Source organism: Mycobacterium parascrofulaceum ATCC BAA-614, assembly GCF_000164135.1.
GTDB lineage: Bacteria > Actinomycetota > Actinomycetes > Mycobacteriales > Mycobacteriaceae > Mycobacterium > Mycobacterium parascrofulaceum.
Genome location: NZ_GG770554.1, coordinates 939,295 through 963,570, shown reverse-complemented (window position 1 = coordinate 963,570; position 24,276 = coordinate 939,295). Strand labels below are relative to the sequence as shown.

Genomic DNA, 24,276 nt, shown 5'->3' with positions numbered 1-24,276 from the left:
TATGGCCGCAGGTGCACCGTTGCTCGGCGAGCACCCGCTTCATCACACTTTCGGCATGCTGACCGCACCCCGCCCAGGTGATGTTGCCGCATCGGCGGCAGCGTACGGGATAGCACATGGTTGCTCGCTTATGGTCGGGAAATCGGTTGGGCCACTATGCCTGCACGGCGGCTTTGCGCTCGGCGATCTTGGCGCGGACCTTCTCCATGTCCAGACCCTTGATCTGGTCGATCAGGTCCTCCAGCACCGCCGGTGACATCGCCCCCGGCTGGCTGTACACGAGGATGCCGTCGCGGAACGCCATGATCGTCGGCACGGAGCGGATGCCCACGGTCCCGGCCAGCTCGGGCTCGGCGTCGGTGTCCACCTTGGCGTACACGATGTCCGGGTGGTTCTGGGCGGATCGTTCGAAGGTCGGCGCGAAGGCCCGGCATGGCCCGCACCACGGGGCCCAGAAGTCGACCAGCACGATCGGACTGGTCAGGATGGTCGACTCGAAATCGGCGGCGGTCAGTGATTTGACGGTCATGGCTGTTCCTTTCGAAAAATGAGGGTGGGATCGTCTCGACCTGGGCGGTGGCCGCTCAGTGGGCCGGCCCTGCTGCGTCGTCCGCGATCTTGTCGGCGAATTCGCAAAACGCGCTGTAGGCGCGTGCACCATAGATGGTCGCCGGGCCACCATGCATGAGAATGCTGACGCCGATCGCCTCGGCGGCCTCTTCCTTGGATGCGCCGGCGCGGGCCGCCCCCTGAGCGTGCGAGGCGATGCAGCCGTCACATCCGGCGACGACGCCGATCGCGACCGCGATCAGCTCCTTGAACTTCTTGTCCAAGGCGCCCGAGGTCAGTGCGCCGTTGCTCGTCTCGGCAAAACCCCGGTAAACGTCCGGGATCATCTTGCGCAGCGCGCGGTGCTGGGGGTTGAGGTCGTCGAGCACCTCTTGGTAGTGGTTATGTTCGGTCATGCTTGATACAATACCTATACGGGTAGGGGTATTCCCGCCAACCGATGGAGTTTTTCCTTCGGTGCACATATGCCTCCGCCAATAGAGTCCATCGGCCCTAGAGATGCGTCGTCACGGGGCGCAATCTGGCCTCGAAGCGCTCGGCATTCCCGCGGGGAGCAGCTCGTCCCAACGGTCATGCCGGCCTGCGGAACGAAGGAGCATCAATGGCACGAGTCGTCATCCTCGGCGCTGGCATCGCCGGGCATACCGCCGCGCTGCACCTGCGCCGATGGCTGGGCCGCAGCCACGAAGTGGTGGTGATCTCCCCCAACGCCGACTGGAACTGGATCCCGTCGAACATCTGGGTCGGCGTCGGGCGAATGGATCCGGCCAAGGTACTCATTCCGCTGAGGCCGATCTACCGGCGCAAGGGCATCGTGTTCCGTCAAGCCCTCGCCACCGCGATCCGCCCGGAGGGCACCGAGGACCAGCCGGCGCCGTCGGTGGACTTCGTCTACACGGACGACGAGCACGAGGGGCAGAGCGGCTCCATCACCTATGACTACCTGATCAACGCGACCGGCCCACTGCTGAACTTCGCGGCCACGCCCGGGCTGGGCCCCGCGGGGCATTCATATTCGGTGTGCACCGCGGACCATGCCGTCGAGGCGGCGAAAGCGCTTGACCGGGTCGTGGCCAAGCTCAAGGCCGGTGAGAAGCAGCGGCTCGTCATCGGCGTCGGGCACGGAACCTGCACGTGCGAGGGTGCGGCGTTCGAATACACCTTCAACGTGGAGCACACGCTGCGCGCCGCCGGAGTGCGAGACCTCGCCGACATCGTCTACCTCACGAACGAGTACGAACTTGGCGACTTCGGCGTCGGTGGAATGAGTTTCGTCGAGAAGGGCTTCGTGCAGTCCAGCCGGCTGTGGACCGAGTCACTCTTCCGTGAGCGCGGCGTCAGGGCCATCACACAGGCGGCGGTCCATGAAGTCATGGACGGCAAGCTGCGCTACGAGCAACTCGACGGCAGAGAACACGAACTGGACTTCGACTTCGCCATGCTGCTACCGCCGTTCCGGGGAGCTGCGCTGACGGCATACGACAAGCGCGGCAACGACATCACGTCCACCTTGTTCGCACCGTCGGGCTTCCTGAAGGTAGACGCGGACTACTCGGGCAAGCCCTATGACGAGTGGTCGGCGGAGGACTGGCCGCACACCTACGAGTCCCCCGCCTACCCGAATATCTTCGCGCCGGGCATCGCGTTCGCTCCCCCACATCCCATCTCGCGGCCGCGCACGAGTCCCACCGGGACGGTCATCACCCCCAGCCCGCCGCGAACCGGCATGCCGTCGGGCATCATGGCGAAAACGGTCGCCGAGACCATCCGCGATCGAATCACCAAGGGAACGGCCGCAGCCGCGCACCGCGCCTCGATGTCGACGATGGGCGCGGCGTGCGTTGCGTCGGCCGGCACCGGTTTGCGTGAGGGCTCGGCCGCCGCGATGACGATGTTCCCCGTCGTCCCCGACCCGGCGAAGTATCCGCAGACGGGCCGCGACATCGCCGGCACCTCCGGTGAGCTCGGCCTCGCCGGCCACTGGATCAAGCTGTTGTTGCACTATCTCTTCATCTATAAGGCGAAAGCCCGCCCATTCTGGTGGCTGATTCCTGAGTGAAAGGCACTCCGATGGACGACGAGAACGGTTATTCGGACGTGAATGCGCTGACGGCCGAACGCATTGCCGACGCACCGCTGCCCACCCCAACGACGCTCCGGATGCGCCAGAGCATGCTCGTCCAGTTCGGGCGCTTCCTCCGCATCAATCTCAAGATGCTGCGGATCATCTACGGGGGGCACGGCTGAGCACCCGCCAACCGGTCACGACACCTTCGTGACCGGTGGCGCGTAAGCCGGTTTGCCGAGGCCCAGCATGTACTGGGCGATCATGTTGCGGAACACCTCCAGCGTCCCGCCATAGATTCCCACCAGCGGGGCGAACCGGTAGGCGTACTCGGCGCTGCCGTCGTCGGCGGCCGCCTCCGTCCCGTACGGCAGCGTGGCCGCGGCGCCGAGGATGTCCATCAATTCCGGCGAGATGTCGCGCATCGTCTGCGCGATGGCGACCCGGCCGAAAATGCTCGGGGTGGCCAGCGCCGTCTCCAATCGGGCCACGCAGCGGCCCAGCCGGTAGGCGACCGACTTGTCGTCGATGAGCCGGCGCCCGTCGCCGTCGGGCCGAGTCACGCTCGCCGCCGCCCGGTCGACCGCCTGGGACAGGAACCCGGCCTGGTGCATCATGATCGACGTGTCCTGCAGCCCGTCCGGGGCGGCGGCGACGGCGCCGTGCTCGACGTTGAGCGGTTCGCGCAGCACCGTCCAGCCGCCGTTCACGTCGCCAAGCCGATACTTGTCGTCCACGCGGACGTCGCTGTAGTAGACGATGTTGGTCCGGTCGCCGTCCACCGTTCGGATTCCCTGGATCTCGATGCCGGGTGAGTCCAGCGGCACCAGGAACATGGTCAGGCTCTTGTGCTTCGGCGCATCCGGGGCGGTGTTGGTGATCAGGAAGACGTACTGGCAGTTGTGGGCGCCGGTCGTGAACATCTTGGAGCCGTTGATGATCCAGCTCGACCCGTCGGCCTCCCGCACCGCGCGGGTCTTACAGGTGGCGACATCGGAGCCGCCTTCGGGCTCGGTGTAGCCGAGACACAACCGCACCTCGCCGCTGAAGACTTTCGGCAGGACCTCGTCGCGCAGCTGCGGCGACCCGAACCTGTCGACCGAACGGGCGACCATCGCGGTCGTCCCCCACGTCACCCAGGGAACGTGCGCCCGCCGCTTCTCCAGCTCCCAGATGCGGCGCCGCACCCGGGTGAAACCGCCTTCGGATTCCGGCTTCCACTCGGCTTCCAGATAACCCGCGGCGCCGAACTTCAGGTGCAGCCCCTCGTCGAAATTGTCGCCGGTTTCCCGGTCCCGGCGCCTGACCTCTTCGGTCATGTGCGTGGCCAGAAAGCTCCGCGCTTCCGCACGGAAGGCGTTGTCGTCGTCGGACAGCTCGACGCGGGAGAAATCCATGGACGTTGCCCCTTCCTATGCCGGCTGCGCCGCGCCCTCGCGGGCGGTCACGATCTCCGCGATCCGTTGGGCCGTCGCGCCCGGATCGCCGGCGGCCAGCGGCCATCCCCGGGCGCGCACCAGATACGCCGTCGCCGCGGCCTCGGCCGAAACCCCGAGCCCGCCTTGGATGTGGACCGCCATGGTCGCCGCCCTGGCGGCTTCTTCGGCCATGAAAACGAAGGCGGAGGGCGCCAATTCGGGCCGCTCGTCGGGTTCGTTGTCCATGAACCAGGCGGCACGTCGAGCCAGGTTACGTCCGCCCTGGACGGTGATGGCCATGTTGGCAAGGGGGTGCGAGATCGCCTGCAGCGTGGCGATGGGCACACCCAGCGTGTAGCGGGTCTTGGCGAATTCGGCCGCGATGGTCATGGTCTCCTCCACCAGCCCGACGAGCGCCGCCGCGGTCAGCAGCCGCCACTCGTCCAGCGCCGTCCGGTAAGCCGACACCGCGTCGGGCCCTTCGCCGACGATCGCACGGGTGTCAGCCGCGGCGGGATCCACCCACGCCATCGGAAGCCGGCCGATGTTGTCGACCTTCGCCGGACGGCTGGCGAAGCCCAGCCTCACGACTTCGTCGCCGTCGCGGACGACGATGTGGTCGGCGATCGACCCCGAGGGAATCAACCGCGGGCCGCGGCCGGCGCCGATGCGCGGGTCGAGCGCGGCCAGTTGCTCCCCCTCGGCGACCCCGGCGGCGCCCTCGGCCAGCGCGCCGAGCCGGCCCAGCAGCCGTGCGGTGCATACGTGGTCGATCCACGGCACCGGCGCCAGGGATCGGCCGATCTCCTCGGCCACCAGGGTGAGATCGACGAGCGTCGCGCCGTCACCGCCGCACGACTCCGGCAGCGCCATCGTGGTCGCGCCCATCCCGCACAACCGCTCCCAAAGGTTCTTGTCAAAGCCGGATTGTTCTGCGGCGCGGACGGTTTCGATCGAGCAGTGGGTCTTGAAGAACTGCTTGTAGGCGTTCTGCAGGGCGACATGGTCATCGGACAGGCTGTAGTCGAGCCTGCGTAGTTCGAATCGGTCCATCGTCACTCGTCCTTCCCAAAGAAGAAGTCCCGCGCGTTGTTGTAGAGGTAGTTGTCCAGCACCTCGGCGGGCAGATCGAGGGCACGGGCTTCGGGGATGACCCGGCGCATGGGCAACACCGGCCAGTCGGAGGCGTAGATCACCTTGTCGGGGCCGCGCGTGCGCATGTAGTGCAGCAGGCTCTCCGGCAGGCGCTTGGGTGACCACGCCGACGTCATGAGCCGCAGGTTGGCGTACTTCAGCAGCAGCCGGATCGCGACATCCCACCACGGGTCGGCTCCGTGGATCATGCACAACCGAAGTTCGGGGAATCGGACGCACACCCGGTCCAGGTGCATGGGGTGCTGGACCTCGCCGGGTATGGGCGGTCCCGGGATACCGGTGTTGATGCACAGCGGAAGGTCCAGCTCGGCGCACTTGGCGTAGAGGGGGTAGTACACGGCATCGCTAGGCGGATACTGGCCGTCGCCCCAAAAGCTCGGCCCCACCACCGCATACGCGACGGGCAACTCGGCCGCGACGGCGGTCAATTCGCGCAGCGACCGCACCGGGCGCAGCAGGTTGACCCCGCCCATCGCGAGCGCGAACCGGTCGGGTCTGGCTTCGACGAATTTGCGCGCGGTCGTGGAGGGGTTGGCAAGCGAGTCCATCAGGATCGCCTTTCGCACGCCCTGCTCGTCCATCTCGGCGAGGAGTTCGGCGAGGTCGACCGGGGCGAACATCGACTCGGGGCCCTTGAAGTAGTCGTCCCGGACCCTGAGCATCCACGTCGGCTGGGATTCCGCTTCCCCGAAGTGGACGTTCACCAGGCAGTCAATCGCTTTGCTGGTCATGGCTTCCTTGCGGGTCGGACGGGACCAGCTCGATCGCCGGAACCTGTTGGCCGGCTTGTTCTCTGGCCCACCGGTAGTTGGGCTTGCCGTTGCCGAGGCGTTCGATCCGCTCGACGAAGAGGAAGGCCTTGGGCGCCTTGAAATGCGCCAGTTGTGTCGTGCACGCGTGGTGGAGGGCGTCGCGGCTGACGTGCGCGTCGGGGTCGGTCGCGACGAGCGCGACGACTTCCTCTCCCCATCGCTCGCTTGGCCGCCCGACGACCAGGGCGTCGACGACGCCCGGCTGTGCGCGCAGCACCTCCTCGACCTCTTCGACGAAGACCTTCTCGCCACCGGTGTTCACCACCAGCGAGTCGCGGCCCAGCAGGCGGATCGTGCCGTCGCGTTCCAGCGACGCCCGGTCGCCGGGGATCACCGCCCGCCGCCCCTCGATCTCCGGGAAGGTTCGCTCGGTGGCTTCCGCGTCGCCGAAGTAGCCGAGCGGAATCCGGCCCGTGCGGGCAGCCCAGCCGACCTCCGGCTCGCCGGGCCGCAGGAACCGGCTGCGGTCGGCCGACACCACGCTGGCCCCGTCCCTGGGTTGAAAGGTGTCGCTGGCATTGCCTTCGCGGCTGTGCCCGAACGCCATGTTGCCGCTCTCCGAAGAGCCGTAGCCCTCGATGATGGTGATGTGGGGCAGGCATTCCATCAGTGCGCGTTTGTGTTTCGCGTTCGTCGCGGCCCCACCCGTGCCGATCGCGTGCAGCGAGGAGAGGTCGTAGGATCGCGTGCGCAGTTCGGCGATCAACGGCCCGGCGTACGCGTCACCCACCATGGTCATCATCCCGACCTTCTCACGCTCGGCGGTTTCCCACACCGACCGTACGTCCAGCTTGTTGCGGTCGTCGTAGAGCACCACGGGCAGGCCGGCGCAGAGCGCGGAGAACGCCGTCCACATCCCGGCGGCGTGCATCAGCGGGGAGACGGCGAACCACGGCTGTCCACCGCCGGAGACCTTGGCGTGGATCTCGGCGGCGCTCGCGTGGTCGGCGCCCACCATGGACGACACGTACATGTCGCTCTGTCGCCACAGGACGCCCTTGGGGCGTCCCGTCGTGCCGCCGGTGCACATCATGATGAGGTCGTCCGGCGACCCCGCGTCCTCGCGGTCCGGGCCGGCGGTCGCCAGGGCATCGTCGAGCGAGACCGCGTTGGGCAGTTCGGGAGCGGCGCTGCCGTCGTCGATGGAGATCAGCAATTCGGTGCCGGCCGGGGGCAGTACGTCGGCGAAGCGGGCGCCGAGCGAACGGTGATAGATGATTCCCCGGGGTCGGACGTAGTCGAGCAGGTCGCGGATCTCGCGGGGCGAGTAGTGGTGGTTCACGTTCACCGGGACGGTGCGCGCCTTGAGGCATCCGATCACCATGTCCGGATACAGGTCGTTGTACATCAGGAGCGCGATGCGGTCCTGGCCGCATTCCCAGCGCTGCAACGCCTCGCGCGCCGCGTAAACGCCGAAACCCTTGCCGTCGAGGTAGTTCGCCAGGCGGTTGGTGCGACGGGCGGATTCGGCGAACGTGCTCTTGCGATGGGCACACACCGTCATCAGGCGGTCGGGCACGACATCGGCGATGGCGTCCAGCACGGCGCCCACGGTCCATTCACTCATAGCGCGCGGCTAGACGGCCGATGCGACCGGAACGCCGAGGAGATCGAGGGCGTTGTCGCGCATGACTTTTCGGATGTCGGATGCACTGAATCCGTTGAGCTCCTCGGTAAACGACACCGGCGACTCGAGACCCTCGCCGTGCGGCCAATCGGATCCGAACAGGATCTTGTCGACGCCGATGACGTCGGCCAGCTCGGGCAGATCGTCCTCGTAGTAGGGGGCGATCCACACGTTGTTGCGCAACTGCTCCACCGGATCCTCGGGGAAATGCCGCGGGTAATTGTTGGCCACCTTCTTGAGTCGCTTGATCAACCGATGCACGAAGTATGACCCGTTCTCGATGCTGACCGCCCGAAGTTGGGGATGACGGGTGAACACACCGTGCACGATCATCGAGGCCATCGTGTCGTGGATGGCGCGGTCGTCGAGGAGGACCTGATCGAGGGGGTCCTTCTCGCCGAACCCCTCGAAGGTCGCCTTGCCGCCCCACTGCGCCGCGATGTGCAGATAGCCGCTGTCGCTGAGGTGGAAGCCCACCGGAACGCTCGCCTCGGCGAGCCGGGCCCACACCGGATCATGGCTGGGATCGCCCAGCGATCTCGGCTTGACGACGCCCGGCACCGGCGCCGGCCGCACCAGCACCAGCCTGGCTCCCCGCGCGAGCACGAAGTCCACCTCTTCGAGGGCCTTGGCCGGATCGGCCAGCGAAATGATCGGTGCCGCAATGATTCTGTGGTCCGGCCGGTCGAATCCCCAGTCCTCGTCGAGCCACAGGTTGAATGCGTGCAGCGACGCCATCGTCGCCTCGATATCGTGCTTGAGCGCCTCCTCGACGCCGCACGCGAAGGTCGGCAGCATGAACACCGTCTCGATGTCCTGGGTGTCCATCACCGCGATCCGCGCATCCCGGTTCTGGTACTCGGGGTGGCTGGCGAGCCGCTCGACCTTCATCAGCGACGCCGGGTCGACGCCTTCGGGAATCTCGCCGCGGAACAACAGGTCGAGGCAACCGGGCACGATGATCGGATCGAACGTCGGATTGGGGATGAAGTGGTTGACCCGGTCGCCGATCACCGCCCAGGTGCGCTTGCCGTCGCTGAGCATCTGCACGCCGCGGCGCTTGAACTTTTTGTCCAGGTGCCGGGTGAAGGCGTCCAGCGGCTCGTAATAGTGGTTGTCGACGTCGATCGCCTGGTAACCCAAATTGGCCATGATGATCATCCTTTCCGGCCTCACCGGCGAACACTAAGCGTCGGTCGAGTTGAGCGAGGGAAACTGCGGGGGGCGCTTCTCGAGGAAGCTGGTGATGCCTTCGATGACGTCCGGCCGCGGCATCGCCTCGTGCAGCAGGACCTCCGCGCGTGACGTGGCGTCGACGACGTCGCGGGTGGCGTCGCCGTACACCTGCCTCTTGATCACTTCCATGGACGCTGGTGAACAGTTGCGGGCGATGTCCTCCGCGTAGTCCAGCGCGCGCGTCATCAGATCCTCGGGTGCGACCACTTCCTTGACGAGGCCGAGCTCGGCCGCCTCTTCCGCGAGGAAGGTGCGGCCACTCAACAGCAGATCGAGGGCGACGCCCCACGTGGTGAGGCGGGGCAGTATCCAGGAGATCCCGAATTCCGCGATCAGTCCGCGGCGGGCGAATACCGCGGCGAACTTGGCGCCCCCGGCGGCGAATCGGACGTCGCACATCAGCGCCTGCGTCAGGCCGATACCGACGCAGGCTCCGTTGATGGCCGCGATGACGGGCTTGCGCAACGTGGTCACGAAATGTGGCGGGCGCTCCCCGACCAGGTCGGCGAGGTTGGTCTGACTCGCCTTCTCCATGGTGTCGCCGAAGCTGGGTGCGGAATCGGGCGCGCCGAGGTACGCACCGGCGCAGAAGCCCTTGCCACGGCCGGTCAGCACGACCGCCCGGACGGCCGGGTCTTGTTCGGCGCGGTCGATCGCGGAGTAGAACCCGGCGGCGATGTCCGGGCCCCAGGCGTTGAGGCGGTCCGGGCGGTTGAAGGTCAGAATCGCGACCCCGCTCCCGGTGACCTCGTAGAGCACCGCGTCGTCGGAAGTGCCGTCGCTGCCGGACATCTCCCCCGGTCCCTCCTCACGATTGTGCACCGGATCGCGCGATGTTTTGTACGCATACTGTATACCTATCGGTACCGTTTTCCACAACCGCCGCCACGCCCGTGCGAACCCCCGGCGAGCAGCGAATTTCGCCTCAGCGATCCGCACGGTCGGATCCCGCCCGGGGGGCGCGGACGAGTCGGCCGGGGCCCGTCTTTGCGGGTGTGGCGAGCAACACGTCCGATCAGGTTTCCCCCGACGGCCGAATCGGGAAAACAGTCTCAGATACCCACGAAGAGGGAGGGGAAACGCGATGGTTGACATCAAGAGCGGACCGGTCCAGGCGATCCAGGGCATCGTCGAGGCCGTGTTCGGCAAGGCCAAGGAGATCCTCGGCACGGTGATCGGACGCAACGATCTGGTCAACGAGGGCCAGGCGCAGCAGGACAAGGCCGACGCGCAGCGCAGCGCGGCGAAGAAGGAAGCCGCGGCCGAAAAGGCCCGCGGTAAGGCCAAAGCCGCCGAGGCGCGCGAAAAGGCCGAGCAGTAATACGGCAGACAGCTTGCGGCCCGGTCACCTTGGGTGACCGGGCCCTTGCTTATGAGTGCGGCTGCGGCGCAGTCGGTTCGGGTCCGCTATGCGTCGATGAGACCCAGGCGGAGGTACGCCTCCTTGATCTGGGACTTCGCCGCGGGCGGTAGCTCGGCTTGCGGAGGCCGGGAATGCGGATAGGCGCCTATCGGCAAGCCCAGCAGCGACGCGGCGTATTTGAACGCCCCGCCCCAGTGCGTGAAGTAGTCCGGCCGGCCCGGGTAACAGGTCCACCAGGAGCCGACGTCGAGATCGAACTGGTCCAGGCCCGATTCACGGCCGAAGTCCATCGCCTCGAGCAGCTTGTCGTTTTGCACCAAATCCCAGTATTGGGAGAACAATCGCCGCTGTGGGGTCTCGAACAGGTACCCGGCGGTGCCGAGCTGTGCCGGGCAGACGATCCCGTCGCGCAGCCATCCCGCGCGGTACACGGTCTTGTCGCACTCCCAGAGCACGAGGCCGGGCGCGAGTTGATGCAGCATCCGGCTGCTCGCCGGCCGGAAGGCGCCCTCCTTGGTGGCGCACACCGCGGGCACCTCGTCGTAGATCCGCGCGCTTTCGGCTGCGGTCAACACGTAGCCCGACGACGGCGAGTTGAACATGCCCAGGGCGATGTCCGTTCGCGACGCGATGTATCTGAAGAACCGCAGCACCCCTTCGCCGCCGTGCACCTCCATCATCGGCGTCTGGATGTAGGCGATGTCGGCGCCGGCCTCCTGGGCGTGCAGCGTCAGATCCAGGCAGTCCTTCGCCGTGATCGCCGCCGTGCACGCCTGCACCACCACGTCCGGGTTGGCGGCGCGACCCTCCTCAATCGCCACCTCCAGCAAGCGTTTTCGCTCGTCCAGGGTCAGCGACCAGAATTCGGAGAGGCCGCTGGTGCACCACAGCATCGGGTGCCCTAGTTCGCCCACGCAGTAGCGGACCAGCGTCCGGTACGCCTCCCAGTCGATGTCGTCGCCGTCGCGCCCGCAGAACGGCGTGTAGAGGGAGTCGCCGATTCCCCGCAGTGCCCCGCGCGCCCAGGCGCGCGCCTCGCTCGCCGTCGCCATAATCGACCCCTTCTCCTCAGCCGAGCTCTCTTCGTTTCGCCGCGGTCAGGTGAAGTCCGAACCGCCATCGACGTTGATGTTGGCCCCCGTCATGTAGGAGTTGCGCCTCGACGCGAGGAACGCGACCACCGGCCCGATCTCCTCCGGCAACCCGGCGCGCGGCATGTGTGCCGGGTGGCCGAAGTGCTTGGCAATGGCGTCCATTAGCGCGTAGGGGTCGCCGCCGTCGACACCCACCGACTTCGCCCAACCGACCAGCGACTCGGAGGCGATGCTGCCCGGCGACACCACGTTGACCAAGATCTCATCCTTGGCCAACAGCAACGAGAGGTTCTTCGAGACGCTCATCAGCATCGACTTGGCCGCGGTGTAGGCGGGCAGCATGACGCTCTGCCGCTGGGTCGAGTGCGCCGAAAAGTTGACGATGCGCGCCCATTGCGCCTTGCGCAGCAGCGGAAGTGCCGTGCGGACGCAGCGCACCATCCCCAGCACGCCGTCCTCGACGGCTTGGCGCCACTGTTCGTCGGTCAGGTCATCGAAGGTGCCCGCCGCCCCGGGCCCGACCGTATTGACGAGCACATTCAGTTCGCCGCCCCAGCGCCGGCCGAGGTCGGCGAATGCCTCGTCAACCTGTCGGGCGTCGGCGATGTCAGCGGCCAGCCCGACCGCATCCGGGCTACCGCGATCCGTCAGGTCCGCGACGGCCGCGTCGAGCGCGTCACGACTGCGGCCGACCACCGCGACACGGGCACCCTCGTCGGCGAGGCAACGGGCGGCGGCCAAACCCATGCCGCGGCTACCGCCGACCACCACCGTTGCGGCGTCCGCCAGGCCTAGATCCACGGCAATTCCCGTGCCTCGTCGGCAGACTCAGTGAATGGCTTCTGCCCGGTCATCTTCGCCCGTCCAGCCGTGTTACCAAAAAGCCTACGATAGGTATTACAGTAGCAGATGGAAAACTGCAGAAAAGCCCGGCTGACGGCCATCGTCGAGCGGCGACGCGGCTAAGCTTGCGCAGGTGAGTCGCAACGGCTCTCGGACCGCACGCACAGGATACATCGTGATGGAGGTGCCCCTAGTGGCAAAGCAGGCTACCGCCGACAAGCGTCAACGGCGCGAACGCGGATCCATCAATCCCGATGACATCATCAGTGGCGCATTCGAACTCGCGGAGCAGGTATCCATCGACAATTTGAGTATGCCGCTGCTCGGCAAACATCTCGGCGTCGGTGTCACCAGCATCTACTGGTACTTCCGCAAGAAGGACGATTTGCTCAACGCGATGACCGACCGCGCATTGAGCAAATATGTCTTCGCCACGCCGTACGTCGAAGCCAGCGACTGGCGCGAGACCTTACGCAACCATGCCCGCCTGATGCGTAAAACGTTCATGGGCAATCCCATTCTGTGCGACCTGATTCTGATTCGGGCCGCGCTCAGCCCGAAGGCGGCGCGCCTGGGTGCCGAGGAGATGGAGAAGGCGATCGCCAACCTGGTCGAGGCCGGCCTGTCGCCGGAGGACGCGTTCGACACGTACTCGGCGGTTTCGGTGCACGTCCGCGGATCGGTGGTGCTGCAACGGCTGTACGAGAAGAACCAATCCTCCGACGAAGGCGCGCGCGCCATCGAGGACGCCGTCGCCATCGATCCCGAGAAGACCCCCCTGCTCGCCCAGGTGAGCCGGATCGGCCACCGGATCGGTGCCCCGGACGAGACCAACTTCGAATACGGCCTCGGCTGCATCCTCGACCACGCCAGCTGGTTGATCGAGGAGGGCAAGCGATCGAAGGGCGGCAAGGCGGCACCGTCGCGGCAACGCAAGGCGGCCAAGTCGCCCGCCTCGCGGGCGCGCACCAAGGCGCCGGCCGCTCGTTAACCGCAGCCGAATCGGCCCGTCACACTTCGGGTTCCGGCACGTTGAAGTATTCGTCGCGGAGCCGGAACGCCTCCTTGGTCCCGTGCTGTGCGCGGGTCTTGACGAAGTTGAACTCGTCCGGGCCGAATTGCAGGTTGGTGCCGAAGGCGTGGAAGAGATAGCTCGCGACCTCCTCGCCCTGGTACGCCTGGCTCTGCTCGACGAGACGGAATGCTTCCTTGGCGATGACGACCCCGTCGGCGGGCATCTTCGCCGCCTTCTCGGCCCAGTACCGCGCGCGTGCCGCAACGGCCGCGGAATCGCATGTGTCGGTGAAGATTCCCAGGTGTTCGACTTCGCCGGCCTCGATGATGTCCCCGGTCAGCAGCAGGCGGCGGGCCAGCACCGGACCGAGCCGGTGGAAGAACATGTGCAGGCTGCCGAGCGCGGGCCCGAGGAAGCGGGTCGCCGGCATCCCGATCTTGGTGTCGCGCGCGATCACGGAGATGTCTGTCATCAGCGCCATTTCGAAGCCGCCGCCGAGCGCATAGCCGGCGATCTCACCCACGGTGACCTTGGGGAAGCCCATGAAGTTGTGGTAGAAGCCAAAGGACTTGCGGTCCACGGTGAGTCGCCGACGCTGACTGGGTCGGCGCTTGGCCGGCGCACCGCCGCCCGTTTCACCCCGCTCGCCGTACCAGCCATATGCGTTGTTCATGTCGGCGCCGGTCGAGAAGACCCCCTCGGCACCGCGCAACAGCACCACCGTGAGATCGTCGTCTTCGGCCACCCGGTCCAGGCAGCGGGCGACCGCCTCGCGCATCGCGGCGTCATAGGAGTTGCGTTGCGCCGGATTGTTCAGCGTGATCGTCGCGATGCGGCGGTCGTGGTCGGCCTCGAACAGCACGCGGTCATCCTGGGCGTGGGGGGCGGTCATGTGTCGGACTCCTTTCGCCGCCTGCCGAATCGGAACCCGGCCAGCCTTTCCGGCGGCGAGGCCAGCGTGTTCACCTCGCCGGTGCACAGCACCTCGTCGTCGAGCAGCAGCCGTGCCGTCGACGCGATGCCGCGTTCGACCTGCGAACGCACGATGTCGAACCGCAGGTCGGTCGAGATGGGCGTCGGCCGGCGGAACGTCACGACGAGCGAGCGCGTCTTGCCGGAAAGGCCCGTGACGCAATTGTGGTGCTGGATGACGCAGTCGAAGAAGACGCCGAGAAAGCCGCCGTGCACCAGTCCCGGCGGCCCCTCATAGGGCAGTGGGAAGTTGACCCACCCGGTTGCGTTGTCGGCATCGAGGTGATCGAACCGATACTCCGGAAAGCACGGGTTGTAGGCGCCGATGTCCGTCGCGTGGTTGAGGTAGACGCGCCGGGGGTCGTCTGGGAGGTCGCCAATGCGTGGCGCGTTGTCCGCCGGCGCGGCGGCGGACAGTTCGCGCTCCCACTCCCCGAACTTCTCCACCATCGTGTCGACCGTCGGATGCGGATGCTCGAGGGACAGCAGCAGTGAGCTCAGGCGCCGCATGGCGGCGGCGGCGGCGACCGTTTGGGCGAGGGGTCGTTCGCCGAATCTGGCGTCGCCGGCGCGAGTCGACTCGGCTTCTGCGCGCCCTTCCGCTCGCCCCTCCTGCACGGCCATGCTCGTCTCTTTTCGCTCGGGTTCCGGCCCGGCTGTTTCCGGCGGCAGCGTACCCTGCTAACTTATACAGCGTAGCAATGGTATTGCCTACTGTATGGGTAACCGTATCGGCAGAAAGGCCGGATTCGACGGTGAGTCACGAGGCCGACGCGGCCGGTGCCGAGGGTTCGGTGACAGTGCGCCGGGACGGCGCGGTGTTGCGGATGACCCTTGACCGCCCGTCGCGGCGTAACTCACTGAGCCAGGCGATGATTGGAACGCTGGTCGAAGCACTCACCAAGGCCGCCGCCGACGACTCGTTGCGCGCCGTGCACGTCCGGGGTGGCGAAGACTTCTGCGCCGGAGTCGACTGGATCGCCAGCAACGACGGACGGCGCCCCCGTTCCGGCGACCTGGTACGGCGGATCCCGCATGCCGCCCACCGGGTGATCGAGCTCGTCGCGACCATCCAAGTGCCGGTGCTCTGCAGCGTGCGGGGCTGGGCGGCGGGGTTCGGCTGCAACCTCGCGCTGGCAGCCGATTTCACCGTCGCCGCCACCGACGCGGTGTTCTGGGAGCCCTTTTTAGACCGCGGCTTCAGCCCCGATTCGGGCGCCACCTGGCTGCTGCCCCGGCTGGTCGGCCTGGCGCGGGCCAGGCGAATGCTGCTGCTGGGCGAGAAGGTCGCCGGCGCCGACGCGGCCGACTGGGGATTGATCCACCAAGCCGTGAGCCCCGCCGAACTCGACGACGCCGCCGAGCAGTTGCTCGACCGGCTGGCCTCCGGGCCGACGGCGGCTCTGGGACTGGCCAAGCAGGCGCTGAGCTTCGGCCAGCATGCGACGCTGAGCCAGTCGATGACCCAGGAGCTGTTCAACCTCGAGCTGTCCTGCAGGACGGCGGATTTCAAGGAGGGCCTGGAAGCCTTCCGGCAGCGGCGTCCACCGAAATTCCAGGGCCGATGAGGGAGCAGGATGTCTACTGACTCGTTCGACACCATCAAATACGAGGTCGACGGGCACACCGCGACCATCACGCTGAACCGTCCCGATGCCCTCAATGCGCTCAGCCCGCACATGATCACCGAACTGCGGGCCGCCTACGCCGAGGCCGAGAACGACGACAAGGTATGGCTGACCATCGTGACCGGCACCGGTCGCGCGTTCTGCACGGGCGCCGACGTCAAGGCCATTCCCGAAGACGGCAAGGTGATCTACGAACGCCCGTACCTGTCGACCTACGACCAATGGGAGGCACCGCAGGAGGGCACGCCGCCGTTTCGCACGTCCGCCAAGCCCGTGGTGACCGCGGTCAACGGGTTGTGCTGTGGCGCCGGCATGGACTGGGTCACCACGTCCGACATCGTGATCGCCTCGGAGCAAGCCACTTTCTTCGATCCGCACGTGAGCATCGGGCTGGTGGCCGGACGTGAGATGGTCCGGGTATCGCGGGTGCTGCCCCGCTCCATTGCCCTGCGGATGGCGTTGATGGGCAAGCACGAGCGGATGAGTGCGGGGCGCGCCTACGAGCTCGGGTTGATCAGCGAAATCGTCGAGCACGAGCGGCTTCTCGAGCGGGCGCACGAGATCGCCGACATCGTCAACTCCAATGCGCCGCTGGCGGTTCGGGGAACTCGGCTGGCCATCCTCAAGGGCCTCGATGTGCCGCTGCACGAAGCCGAGATCATGGCCGAAACCTTCCGCGAGCGGGTGTTGCGCACCGAGGACGCGGCCGAAGGGCCGAAGGCCTTCATGGAGAAACGCAAGCCCGATTGGCAGTGTCGATGACGTTCGAAACCATCCTGCTCGAGGTCGACGAGACCGACCGGGTCGCGACCATCACGCTGAACCGGCCCGGGCAGCTGAACGCGTTCAACCGCACCATGTGTGAGGAGATGGCGCGTGCCTGGCGCATCGTCAAACACGACGCGTCGGTTAACGCGGTGGTGCTGCGGGCGGCCGGTGACCGCGCGTTCAGCGCCGGCCTCGACATCAAGACACCCTACGGCCAACCCGAAAACATCTGGAACCACGACGATCCCGGTGAGGCGCTCAGCCCCAAGTGGCAGAAGATGTGGAAGCCGGTCGTCTGCGCCGTGCAGGGCATGTGCACCGCGGGCGCGTTCTACTTCGTCAACGAATCCGACGTGGTCATCTGCTCCCAGGACGCCACGTTCTTCGACTCGCACGTATCGGCCGGCCTGGTCTGCGCGTTGGAGCCGATCGGCTTGATGCGGCGCGTCGGACTGGGCGAGACGTTGCGCATCGCGCTGATGGGCAACGACGAGCGGGTCTGCGCCGACACCGCACTACGGATCGGGCTGGTGTCGGAGGTGGTCCCCGCCCAGCAACTCTGGAACCGCGCGCACGAGATCGCCGCGACCATCGCCGCGAAACCCACGACCGCGACACAGGGCACGGTGAAGGCGATTTGGGAGTCGCTCGACAAGCCATACCGCGCGGCCATGGAGCAGGGACTGATCTACACCCGGCTGGGCAATCCGCTCGGCGTGGCGGAACTCGCGGCCCGGACGGATCCCGGCGGCGAAGCCGCTCCGCGCACGCCGAAGATTCGCTGATGCACCCCCTCAGTCAACGCATCGCCGATGTCCTCGAGCTGCGGCCCGAGGCGCTCGCGATCGAGTACGACGGCCAATGGAACTCCTGGGCTCGGGTGGGCGCGGCGGCACGGCGCATCGCTGCCCGCACCGCCGGCGCCGAGGTCGGGATGCTGCTGCGCAATCGGCCCGGTCAGGTGGCGGCCTTTCTCGGGGTGTTGCTCGGCGGCGGCACCGTCGTCACCATCAACCCCTCCCGCGGAGACGAACGCACGAAGGCCGACATCGCCGCGCTCCGGTTACCGCTGATCATCGGGGAATCCGGCGACCTGACGACACTGGTTCCCGCGACGACCGAGACGACCACCCTGGCGATTTCGGGACTTCTGGACGATCCGCAACCCAATCGGTCGGCGGTCCCCCCGGTCACGGCGTCCGACCCGCAGCCCGGCGTCGCGGTACGGATGTTGACCAGCGGCACGACGGGACCGCCCAAACGAGTCGACCTGGGCTACGACATGCTGGCGCGCAGCGTGATGGGCTCCGATCCCGGCCGGGTCCCGGCGCCCGCCGAGCCGCGGCGCGGCGTAGCGATCGTCAGCTCTCCGCTGGTGCACATCGGCGGCGTGTTCCGGGTGTTGCAATGCATCGCCGAGGCGAGACCTTTCGCGCTCCTCGAGCGATTCGAGCTGAACGCGTGGGCCGAGGCGGTGCGCAGGCACCGGCCCCGCACGGTGTCCCTGGTTCCCGCGGCCCTGCGGACGGTGTTGCACTCCGACCTGCCGAGGTCCGATCTGGAGAGTATCCGCGCCGTCACCTGCGGCACGGCGCCGCTCACAGCCGACGACGCCGATGCCTTCACCGAGAAGTACGGCATCCCGGTGCTGACCTCTTATGCGGCAACGGAGTTCGGTGGCGGGGTGGCCGGCTGGACGCTGGACGACTATCGGCGGTATTGGCCGACCAAACGGGGCAGCGTCGGCCGCGCCAACCCCGGTGCGCAGCTCAGGGTGGTCGCCGACGACGGCACGCCGCTGGGCCCCGACCGGGCCGGTCTGCTCGAGGTCAAGCCCGCCCAGCTGGGACCATCGGCTCGGTGGATGAGGACAACGGACATCGCGCGCATCGACGCGGAGGGCTTCGTCTGGATCGTCGGGCGGGCCGACCAGGCGATCATCCGCGGCGGGTTCAAGGTGATGCCCGACGACGTGCGTGCCGCCCTGGAAAGCCACCCCGCGGTGGCCGGCGCGGCCGTCGTCGGGCGAGCCGACGAGCGCCTGGGCGCGACCCCGGTCGCCATGGTGGAACTGCGCCGGCCCGCCTCCGTCGACTCCGACGCGCTGGCGGACCACCTGCGAACGAGGCTGGCGCGCTACGAGATTCCCACCGAGATCGCGATCGTCGACGCGATCCCGCGGACACCGTCGGGCAAAGCGGACCTGGCCGCGGTCCAGTGCTTCTTCCGCACACCCACCACCCACAGCGACCATGCGCGGTGACGGCCCGACGGTCGGCGAGGTCCTGGCGAACCGGGCCCGTTCGCGCGGAGAACATCCGCTCCTCGTCTGCGACGGCGACCGCATCAGCTACCGCGACGCCGAGGCCCGCTCGGCGGAGCTCGCCCGCGGGCTGATCGCGGTCGGCGCGGGCAAGGGCACCCATGTGGGCCTGCTCTACCCCAACGGCCCGGAGTTCGTCGTCGCGATGCTGGCGGCGGCGCGAATCGGCGCGGTGGTGATCCCCTTCTCCACGTTCGTCACCGCCCGGGAGATGCGCGAGCAGCTGTGCGACGGCGACGTCGAAATACTCTTGGCCGCGGCGTCTTTCCGCGGGCATGACTACGGACACCGACTGGCCGAGGTGCTGTCGGACCCGGACTTCGACTCCGGGCGCCCGCTGTCCTCCCCCGCCGCACCACAACTGCGGCAGGCATTCATCGCCTACCACCCCGATGCCGTCCGGCGGGTCCGCGACGTCGCCCGGTTGTACCGGCTGGCCGGTACCGTGGCCCCCGGCCTGTTGGCCGGCACCCAAGACGATGTCGACGGCTGTGATCCCCTGGCGATCGTGTACACGTCGGGGTCCACCAGCGCCCCCAAGGGGGTGGTGCACACGCACGCCGCGCTGCTCGGACATCAACGGAACCTCAACGCGATCCGCGGTCTGACGGCCGACGACAAGCTTTTCTGCAATTCGCCCTTCTTCTGGATCGGCGGCTTCGCGTTCGGGTTGCTCGCCACGTTGGTCGCCGGCTCGACCCTGGTGTGCTCCAACGCCGACGACCCGGCGGCGACGCTCGACCTGCTGGAGACCGAGAGACCCACGCTCACCAACGGTTTCAGCGCCGGGATCGCCCAATTGACCGATCATCCGAGCTTTGCGCGCCGTGATCTGTCGTCGATGCGGCGCGGCAACCTGTACCCCATCATGGCGCCCGAGGTGCGGCCGGCCGATCCGGAACTGCGGCACAACATGCTGGGCCTGACCGAAGCGGGCAGCGTCGTGCTGATCAGCGGCGACGAAAGCGACCAACCGGAGGAACGGCGCGGATCGTTCGGCAAGCCGGCGCCCGGCTTCGAGACGAGGGTCATCGACACCGCGGCCGCTCTGCCGGCCGCAGTCGGCGAGGTCGGCGAGCTGTGCATCCGCGGTCCCTACGTGATGCAGCGCTACTACGGCCGCAGCCGCGAGGAGTGCTTCGACGCCGACGGCTGGTTCCACACCGGCGATTTGGTGCGCGTCGACGCCGACGGATTCTTCTATTACAGCGGCCGGTTGAGCACGATGATCAAAACGGCGGGCGCCAACGTCTCGGCCGACGAGGTCGAGCGGGCCATCGCCCGGGTCACCGGGGGGCTGACGGCCCATGTGGTGGGCGTACCCGACGCCCAGCGCGGACAGCTGGTCGCGGCGGTGGTGGCGGTGCCGGACGGCGGCGCCTTCGACGAGGCGGCGCTGCGCGACCGGCTGAGGTCGGAATTGTCGGCATACAAGATCCCACGCCGGTTCCTCGCCGTGCCGCGCTCGCAACTGCCGTTGCTCTCCAGCGGCAAGGTCGACAGGGCGCGCCTGAGAAAGCTCCTCGATGCCTGACCCGACCACCATCGATGAGCTGGTGCGCTCCCGCGCAGCGAGCTACGGCGACAAGCCGATGGTGATCGACCCGGGTACGCGCACCGGCTACCGCCGACTCGATTCGGTGACAAGGGATCTCGCCGCGGTATTCGTCGAGGCCGGCGTCGTCAAGGGCACCCGGGTCGGGTTGATCATGCCCAACGGGGCCCGCTGGGTCGAGGTGGCCATCGCCCTGACCCGCATCGGTGCCGTGTTGGTTCCGCTGAGCACGCTGCTGGCGGCGGGGGAACTGGCCGCGCAGCTGCGGGCCGCCGCGGTGCAATTCCTGGTCAGCGTCGACGAATTCCGCGGGCACCGCTACCTCGACGACCTGCCGCCGCGCACCCGGCTACCCGCCCTGCGCCAGGTCTGGACGGCCGAGCGCCTGGCCGGCGCCACCGCCGGCGATGGAGGGCGCCGGCTCGTCGACGCCATGGCGCGGGCGGTCAGGCCCGCCGACCCGTTGGCCATCATGTTCACCTCCGGTAGCAGCGGGGCGCCCAAGGGCGTCATGCATTCGCATGGCAGCGCGCTGGGCGCCGTGCGGTCGGGCCTCGCCGCGCGCTGCATCACCGCCGAAACCCGCCTGTACCTACCGATGCCGTTCTTCTGGGTGGGCGGCTTCGGCAGCGGCATACTGTCCACGCTGTTGGCCGGCGCCACGCTGGTGACCGAGCAGATTCCGCGGCCGGAGACCACGCTGCGGCTGCTGGAAGCCGAGCGGGTGACGCTGTTTCGCGGCTGGCCGGACCAGGCCGAAACGCTGGCGCGGCACGCCGCCACGGTCGGCGCCGATCTCTCGGCCCTGCGGCCGGGCAGCCTGCAGGCCCTGCTGCCGCCCGAACAGCGGGCCCGACCCGGCGCCCGGGCCGCGCTCTTCGGCATGACCGAGGCGTTCGGCCCGTACTGCGGCTACCCCGCCGACACCGACATGCCGGAGTCGGCGTGGGGCAGCTGCGGAAAGCCGTTCGCCGGCATGGACGTTCGCATCGTCGACCCGGACAGCGGGGAGCCGGTTCCACCCGGCGCGGTGGGCATGATCCAGATTCGGGGACCGCACACCTTGCGCGGCATCTGCGGCCGCGGCCGAGAAGACCTGTTCACCGCCGACGGCTTCTACCCCACCGGCGACCTGGCCCACCTCGACGCGGAAGGGTTCCTGTTCTACCACGGGCGCACCGACGACATGTTCAAGGTCAGCGGTGCGACCGTCTACCCCAGCGAGGTCGAACGGGCGCTGCGCACCGTCGAGGGCGTCCGTAGCGCCTTCGTCACCAACGTTCCCGGCACGGCGGGCGATCGGGTGGGCGCGGCCGTGGTGTGCGACGGCGCGCTGACCGCGGAAACGCTGACCGGGTGCGCTCGAAAGTTGCTCAGCGCCTTCAAGGTACCGACGGCATGGCTGCTGCTGGACTCCGATGACGACGTCCCCCGCGGCGGCACCGGCAAGGTCGACACCGGTCGGTTGCGTCAGATGCTGAGCGACGCCAACCGAGCCTAGGAGACCCGCGTCCAGGGTTGACAGTTCTGCGACTCGAAGGCCTTGACCGCGGTGTTGATGTTCGCGTACATCGGTCCGATCGACGTGTTCGTCTGCAGCACGTGGTCCTTGTTCGCGTCGGGCGTGCTGTAGGTGAACCACGAGCACATCGACTCCTGGGTGGGCACGTTGTTGATCCACACACCGAAGGCCGACCCCGACCCACCCGTGTGGTAGAGGCCCGGCGCGATGTCGGGCCCCACGACAAAGACTCCGTTGCCGGGGATCGGGTCGAGCGGTTCGGCGACGGCCGGCGGTGCAAGGGCTACGGCGACCGCGGCTGCAACGAACACGGCCGATGGGCGAATCGTTCGGGGCACTGTTCCTCGCTCTGTTGTTGCCCCCTCCGATGGCAGCCTAAGCTGAGTCGCGCTCGGCAGACAACAGTTAGCCAGACGTCGGACGCCCGGCGTCGACGACGACGCCACGAGCGGTGAGGTGATCGATCAACGGAACGGCACCGGCGGCAAGGTGTTGCGACATCGCCGAGCGCGCGAGCCGGCCATCGCGCTTCCTCAGCGCGGACAGGATCCGGCGATGGTCCCGCATCGATTGCTCCGGCCAGCCCTCGATCGCGGGAAACACCGATTCCGGTGCGTAACGGGTGATCTGGGACATCAGCTGGGCGAGTTTCGGCGAATCCGCCGCGACGTTGATGGCGCGGTGGAACTGGTGGTTCAGCAGCACCGTCCGCTCGTCGTCGTCACCGGCGTAGGCGTCTTCGAGCTCCGCCTGGATCTGTTTGAGTTCGCTCAGTTGGTCGTCGGTGATGTTGAGGGCGGCCCGCGCCGCGAGTTCGCCACCGACGTGAGCCTGCACGTTCGCCACGTCGGTGACGTCGCGACCGGTCACCGGCAACACCATGAACCCGCGCCGGGGCTGCTGGGCGATCAGCCCTTCCGCGCGCAGCGCGAAGAGCGCCTCCCGCACCGGTGTGACGCTGATTCCCAATTCGGCGGCCAATTGGTCCAGGCGGACATAGGAATCCGCACGGTAGGTGCCATCGAAGATCCGCTGGCGGATGAGGCGAGCGACATCGTCGGAAAGTTGCGGTCGCGCCGCGAAATCCGGGGCCGTCATCGTTACACCTGATACTCGGCGAGCAGGCGCTTGCTGATGATCGACTTCTGTATTTCGCTGGTTCCCTCGCCGATGAGCAGGAACGGCGCATCGCGCATCAGCCGCTCGATCTCGTATTCCTTGGAATAGCCGTAGCCGCCGTGGATCCGGAAGCTCTGCTGGGTGACTTCGGTGCAGTACTCGCTGGCAAGATACTTGGCCATCCCGGCGGCGACGTCGTTGCGCTCGCCCGAATCCTTCAGGCGGGCGGCGTTGACCATCATCAGGTGTGCGGCCTCGATTTTGGTGGCCATCTCCGCCAGCTGAAACGCGATGGCCTGGTGTTCGGCGATGGGCTTGCCGAAGGTGTGGCGCTGCTGGGCGTAGCGGACCGCCAGTTCGAAAGCGCGGATGCCGACGCCGCACGCGCGGGCCGACACGTTGACCCTGCCGACCTCGATGCCGTCCATCATCTGGACGAACCCCTGCCCGGGGGCGCCGCCCAGAACGTCGTCGGCGCTCGCCCGGTAGCCGTCGAAGACGAGCTCGGTGGTGTCGATCCCCTTGTAACCCAGCTTGTCGATCTTGCCGGGGATCACCAGGCCGGGCACGACTTCACCGAACCCGGTGGGCTTCTCCACCAGGAATGCGGTCAAGTTCCGGTGCGGCTTGTCGGCGCCTTCCTCCGTGCGCACCAGCACCGCGATCAGCGTCGAGCTGCCGCCGTTGGTGAGCCACATCTTCTGGCCGTTGATGGTGTAGTCGCCATCCGGATGGCGCACCGCCCGAGTCCGGATCGCCGCCACGTCGGAGCCCAGCTCAGGCTCCGACATCGAAAAGGACCCGCGCGTCTCGCCGGTCGCCATCCGCGGCAGGAACCGCTGCTTTTGCGCCTCGGTGCCATGCTGGCGCAGCATGTAGGCCACGATGAAGTGGGTGTTGAGCACCCCGGACACGCTCATCCAGCCGCGCGCCAGCTCCTCGACGCACAGCGCGTAGGTCAGCAGCGACTCCCCCAGGCCGCCGTACTCCTGCGGAATCATCAGCCCGAACAACCCCATGTCGCGCATCCGGTCGACGATGTCCTGCGGGTAAATGTCGCCGCGTTCGAGCTCCGCGGCGCTGGGAATGACGTCCTTCTCGACGAACTGCCTTACGGTGGCGATGATTTCGGTCTGCAATTCGGTCAGCCCGAGGGTCTGGGCGAGTTTGGTCATGCGCTGTCTTTCCTCT

The 24,276-nt window shown here is 67.5% G+C and carries 25 protein-coding genes; 10 read left to right on the top strand and 15 right to left on the bottom strand.

The window, feature by feature from the left end; translation table 11 throughout:
* Positions 1-154: 154 nt before the first annotated feature.
* Both trxA and HMPREF0591_RS14535 read right to left on the bottom strand, forming a co-directional pair.
* Positions 155-529, bottom strand: a complete 375-nt coding sequence (trxA, locus tag HMPREF0591_RS14540) for a thioredoxin (RefSeq protein WP_007169342.1) — start codon at positions 527-529, stop codon at positions 155-157.
* A gap of 55 nt (positions 530-584) precedes the next feature.
* The gene (locus HMPREF0591_RS14535) at positions 585-965 is read right to left on the bottom strand and encodes a carboxymuconolactone decarboxylase family protein (protein WP_007169341.1); all 381 of its coding nucleotides are present in this window, start codon (positions 963-965) and stop codon (positions 585-587) included.
* Between the two features lie 206 nt (positions 966-1,171).
* Between HMPREF0591_RS14535 and HMPREF0591_RS14530 the strand changes: the two genes are divergently transcribed.
* Both HMPREF0591_RS14530 and HMPREF0591_RS32360 read left to right on the top strand, forming a co-directional pair.
* Positions 1,172-2,629: an NAD(P)/FAD-dependent oxidoreductase gene (locus tag HMPREF0591_RS14530; RefSeq protein ID WP_007169340.1), complete on the top strand. Its 1,458-nt coding sequence runs from the start codon at positions 1,172-1,174 to the stop codon at positions 2,627-2,629.
* Between the two features lie 11 nt (positions 2,630-2,640).
* A complete protein-coding gene (locus HMPREF0591_RS32360; protein WP_007169339.1) occupies positions 2,641-2,817 on the top strand; it encodes a hypothetical protein in 177 nt (58 codons plus the stop codon).
* A 15-nt stretch (positions 2,818-2,832) separates the two neighbouring features.
* On the opposite strand, the gene HMPREF0591_RS14525 is transcribed toward HMPREF0591_RS32360, so the two are convergent.
* The 6 genes from HMPREF0591_RS14525 to HMPREF0591_RS14500 are packed head-to-tail and all read right to left on the bottom strand — an operon-like array spanning position 2,833 to position 9,675.
* Positions 2,833-4,032 (bottom strand): acyl-CoA dehydrogenase family protein, encoded by a 1,200-nt coding sequence (locus HMPREF0591_RS14525; protein ID WP_007169338.1) that lies wholly within the window; start codon positions 4,030-4,032, stop codon positions 2,833-2,835.
* Between the two features lie 15 nt (positions 4,033-4,047).
* Positions 4,048-5,106 (bottom strand): acyl-CoA dehydrogenase family protein, encoded by a 1,059-nt coding sequence (locus tag HMPREF0591_RS14520; RefSeq protein ID WP_007169337.1) that lies wholly within the window; start codon positions 5,104-5,106, stop codon positions 4,048-4,050.
* Between the two features lie 2 nt (positions 5,107-5,108).
* Positions 5,109-5,939, bottom strand: coding sequence for an amidohydrolase family protein (locus HMPREF0591_RS14515; protein ID WP_007169336.1), 831 nt, complete (start codon positions 5,937-5,939; stop codon positions 5,109-5,111).
* The gene (locus HMPREF0591_RS14510; RefSeq protein WP_007169335.1) at positions 5,920-7,587 is read right to left on the bottom strand and encodes an acyl-CoA synthetase; all 1,668 of its coding nucleotides are present in this window, start codon (positions 7,585-7,587) and stop codon (positions 5,920-5,922) included. The genes HMPREF0591_RS14515 and HMPREF0591_RS14510 overlap by 20 nt, the downstream gene beginning before the upstream one ends.
* Positions 7,588-7,596: 9 nt before the next feature.
* Positions 7,597-8,799, bottom strand: a complete 1,203-nt coding sequence (locus HMPREF0591_RS14505) for an amidohydrolase family protein (protein WP_040622855.1) — start codon at positions 8,797-8,799, stop codon at positions 7,597-7,599.
* A gap of 33 nt (positions 8,800-8,832) precedes the next feature.
* Complete coding sequence (locus HMPREF0591_RS14500) at positions 8,833-9,675, bottom strand: enoyl-CoA hydratase (protein ID WP_040622551.1); 843 nt, start codon at positions 9,673-9,675, stop codon at positions 8,833-8,835.
* 292 nt (positions 9,676-9,967) lie between these two features.
* Between HMPREF0591_RS14500 and mbp1 the strand changes: the two genes are divergently transcribed.
* Entirely contained in the window at positions 9,968-10,204 is a 237-nt protein-coding gene (mbp1, locus tag HMPREF0591_RS14495; RefSeq protein ID WP_007169332.1) for a microaggregate-binding protein 1, read from the top strand.
* 86 nt (positions 10,205-10,290) lie between these two features.
* On the opposite strand, the gene HMPREF0591_RS14490 is transcribed toward mbp1, so the two are convergent.
* Together HMPREF0591_RS14490 and HMPREF0591_RS14485 are read right to left on the bottom strand one after the other, a co-directional pair.
* On the bottom strand, positions 10,291-11,298 hold the full coding sequence (locus tag HMPREF0591_RS14490; RefSeq protein WP_007169331.1) for a dihydrodipicolinate synthase family protein: 1,008 nt from the start codon (positions 11,296-11,298) through the stop codon (positions 10,291-10,293).
* Between the two features lie 45 nt (positions 11,299-11,343).
* On the bottom strand, positions 11,344-12,141 hold the full coding sequence (locus HMPREF0591_RS14485; protein ID WP_007169330.1) for an SDR family NAD(P)-dependent oxidoreductase: 798 nt from the start codon (positions 12,139-12,141) through the stop codon (positions 11,344-11,346).
* 220 nt (positions 12,142-12,361) lie between these two features.
* Here HMPREF0591_RS14485 and HMPREF0591_RS14480 point away from each other — a divergent pair, with 220 nt between their 5' ends.
* On the top strand, positions 12,362-13,174 hold the full coding sequence (locus HMPREF0591_RS14480) for a TetR/AcrR family transcriptional regulator (RefSeq protein ID WP_007169329.1): 813 nt from the start codon (positions 12,362-12,364) through the stop codon (positions 13,172-13,174).
* 19 nt (positions 13,175-13,193) lie between these two features.
* Here the strand turns inward: HMPREF0591_RS14480 and HMPREF0591_RS14475 are convergent, their stop codons facing one another.
* Both HMPREF0591_RS14475 and HMPREF0591_RS14470 read right to left on the bottom strand, forming a co-directional pair.
* On the bottom strand, positions 13,194-14,090 hold the full coding sequence (locus tag HMPREF0591_RS14475; protein WP_007169328.1) for an enoyl-CoA hydratase/isomerase family protein: 897 nt from the start codon (positions 14,088-14,090) through the stop codon (positions 13,194-13,196).
* Positions 14,087-14,794, bottom strand: coding sequence for a hypothetical protein (locus HMPREF0591_RS14470; RefSeq protein WP_007169327.1), 708 nt, complete (start codon positions 14,792-14,794; stop codon positions 14,087-14,089). The genes HMPREF0591_RS14475 and HMPREF0591_RS14470 overlap by 4 nt, the downstream gene beginning before the upstream one ends.
* A gap of 131 nt (positions 14,795-14,925) precedes the next feature.
* Between HMPREF0591_RS14470 and HMPREF0591_RS14465 the strand changes: the two genes are divergently transcribed.
* From HMPREF0591_RS14465 to HMPREF0591_RS14440, 6 genes are read left to right on the top strand one after another with little or no spacing between them, the layout of a single operon-like run.
* Positions 14,926-15,738, top strand: a complete 813-nt coding sequence (locus HMPREF0591_RS14465) for an enoyl-CoA hydratase/isomerase family protein (protein ID WP_007169326.1) — start codon at positions 14,926-14,928, stop codon at positions 15,736-15,738.
* A 9-nt stretch (positions 15,739-15,747) separates the two neighbouring features.
* Complete coding sequence (locus HMPREF0591_RS14460) at positions 15,748-16,560, top strand: enoyl-CoA hydratase/isomerase family protein (RefSeq protein WP_007169325.1); 813 nt, start codon at positions 15,748-15,750, stop codon at positions 16,558-16,560.
* Entirely contained in the window at positions 16,557-17,351 is a 795-nt protein-coding gene (locus HMPREF0591_RS14455) for an enoyl-CoA hydratase/isomerase family protein (RefSeq protein ID WP_040622853.1), read from the top strand. The genes HMPREF0591_RS14460 and HMPREF0591_RS14455 overlap by 4 nt, the downstream gene beginning before the upstream one ends.
* The gene (locus HMPREF0591_RS14450; RefSeq protein WP_007169323.1) at positions 17,351-18,829 is read left to right on the top strand and encodes an AMP-binding protein; all 1,479 of its coding nucleotides are present in this window, start codon (positions 17,351-17,353) and stop codon (positions 18,827-18,829) included. The genes HMPREF0591_RS14455 and HMPREF0591_RS14450 overlap by 1 nt, the downstream gene beginning before the upstream one ends.
* Complete coding sequence (locus HMPREF0591_RS14445) at positions 18,819-20,423, top strand: class I adenylate-forming enzyme family protein (RefSeq protein WP_007169322.1); 1,605 nt, start codon at positions 18,819-18,821, stop codon at positions 20,421-20,423. Before HMPREF0591_RS14450 ends, HMPREF0591_RS14445 begins: the two co-directional genes overlap by 11 nt.
* Positions 20,416-21,945, top strand: a complete 1,530-nt coding sequence (locus HMPREF0591_RS14440; RefSeq protein WP_007169321.1) for a class I adenylate-forming enzyme family protein — start codon at positions 20,416-20,418, stop codon at positions 21,943-21,945. The genes HMPREF0591_RS14445 and HMPREF0591_RS14440 overlap by 8 nt, the downstream gene beginning before the upstream one ends.
* On the opposite strand, the gene HMPREF0591_RS14435 is transcribed toward HMPREF0591_RS14440, so the two are convergent.
* The 3 genes from HMPREF0591_RS14435 to HMPREF0591_RS14425 all read right to left on the bottom strand — a co-directional run bounded on the left by HMPREF0591_RS14435 (position 21,942) and on the right by HMPREF0591_RS14425 (position 24,260).
* Positions 21,942-22,304 carry an Rv1352/Rv1906c domain-containing protein gene (locus tag HMPREF0591_RS14435; RefSeq protein WP_007169320.1) on the bottom strand — a complete coding sequence of 121 codons (363 nt, stop codon included), beginning with the start codon at positions 22,302-22,304 and terminating at the stop codon, positions 21,942-21,944. The genes HMPREF0591_RS14440 and HMPREF0591_RS14435 overlap by 4 nt on opposite strands.
* Positions 22,305-22,371: 67 nt before the next feature.
* The gene (locus tag HMPREF0591_RS14430; RefSeq protein WP_007169319.1) at positions 22,372-23,064 is read right to left on the bottom strand and encodes a GntR family transcriptional regulator; all 693 of its coding nucleotides are present in this window, start codon (positions 23,062-23,064) and stop codon (positions 22,372-22,374) included.
* 2 nt (positions 23,065-23,066) lie between these two features.
* Complete coding sequence (locus tag HMPREF0591_RS14425; protein ID WP_007169318.1) at positions 23,067-24,260, bottom strand: acyl-CoA dehydrogenase family protein; 1,194 nt, start codon at positions 24,258-24,260, stop codon at positions 23,067-23,069.
* Between the last annotated feature and the right edge of the window lie 16 nt (positions 24,261-24,276).

Bases quoted from the DNA above. Each gene is read 5' to 3' on its own strand.
- trxA (WP_007169342.1), bottom strand. From the start codon at position 529: ATGACCGTCAAATCACTGACCGCCGCCGATTTCGAGTCGACCATCCTG.
- HMPREF0591_RS14535 (WP_007169341.1), bottom strand. From the start codon at position 965: ATGACCGAACATAACCACTACCAAGAGGTGCTCGACGACCTCAACCCC.
- HMPREF0591_RS14530 (WP_007169340.1), top strand. From the start codon at position 1,172: ATGGCACGAGTCGTCATCCTCGGCGCTGGCATCGCCGGGCATACCGCC.
- HMPREF0591_RS32360 (WP_007169339.1), top strand. From the start codon at position 2,641: ATGGACGACGAGAACGGTTATTCGGACGTGAATGCGCTGACGGCCGAA.
- HMPREF0591_RS14525 (WP_007169338.1), bottom strand. From the start codon at position 4,032: ATGGATTTCTCCCGCGTCGAGCTGTCCGACGACGACAACGCCTTCCGT.
- HMPREF0591_RS14520 (WP_007169337.1), bottom strand. From the start codon at position 5,106: ATGGACCGATTCGAACTACGCAGGCTCGACTACAGCCTGTCCGATGAC.
- HMPREF0591_RS14515 (WP_007169336.1), bottom strand. From the start codon at position 5,939: ATGACCAGCAAAGCGATTGACTGCCTGGTGAACGTCCACTTCGGGGAA.
- HMPREF0591_RS14510 (WP_007169335.1), bottom strand. From the start codon at position 7,587: ATGAGTGAATGGACCGTGGGCGCCGTGCTGGACGCCATCGCCGATGTC.
- HMPREF0591_RS14505 (WP_040622855.1), bottom strand. From the start codon at position 8,799: ATGGCCAATTTGGGTTACCAGGCGATCGACGTCGACAACCACTATTAC.
- HMPREF0591_RS14500 (WP_040622551.1), bottom strand. From the start codon at position 9,675: ATGTCCGGCAGCGACGGCACTTCCGACGACGCGGTGCTCTACGAGGTC.
- mbp1 (WP_007169332.1), top strand. From the start codon at position 9,968: ATGGTTGACATCAAGAGCGGACCGGTCCAGGCGATCCAGGGCATCGTC.
- HMPREF0591_RS14490 (WP_007169331.1), bottom strand. From the start codon at position 11,298: ATGGCGACGGCGAGCGAGGCGCGCGCCTGGGCGCGCGGGGCACTGCGG.
- HMPREF0591_RS14480 (WP_007169329.1), top strand. From the start codon at position 12,362: ATGGAGGTGCCCCTAGTGGCAAAGCAGGCTACCGCCGACAAGCGTCAA.
- HMPREF0591_RS14475 (WP_007169328.1), bottom strand. From the start codon at position 14,090: ATGACCGCCCCCCACGCCCAGGATGACCGCGTGCTGTTCGAGGCCGAC.
- HMPREF0591_RS14470 (WP_007169327.1), bottom strand. From the start codon at position 14,794: ATGGCCGTGCAGGAGGGGCGAGCGGAAGGGCGCGCAGAAGCCGAGTCG.
- HMPREF0591_RS14460 (WP_007169325.1), top strand. From the start codon at position 15,748: ATGTCTACTGACTCGTTCGACACCATCAAATACGAGGTCGACGGGCAC.
- HMPREF0591_RS14455 (WP_040622853.1), top strand. From the start codon at position 16,557: ATGACGTTCGAAACCATCCTGCTCGAGGTCGACGAGACCGACCGGGTC.
- HMPREF0591_RS14450 (WP_007169323.1), top strand. From the start codon at position 17,351: ATGCACCCCCTCAGTCAACGCATCGCCGATGTCCTCGAGCTGCGGCCC.
- HMPREF0591_RS14445 (WP_007169322.1), top strand. From the start codon at position 18,819: ATGCGCGGTGACGGCCCGACGGTCGGCGAGGTCCTGGCGAACCGGGCC.
- HMPREF0591_RS14440 (WP_007169321.1), top strand. From the start codon at position 20,416: ATGCCTGACCCGACCACCATCGATGAGCTGGTGCGCTCCCGCGCAGCG.
- HMPREF0591_RS14430 (WP_007169319.1), bottom strand. From the start codon at position 23,064: ATGACGGCCCCGGATTTCGCGGCGCGACCGCAACTTTCCGACGATGTC.
- HMPREF0591_RS14425 (WP_007169318.1), bottom strand. From the start codon at position 24,260: ATGACCAAACTCGCCCAGACCCTCGGGCTGACCGAATTGCAGACCGAA.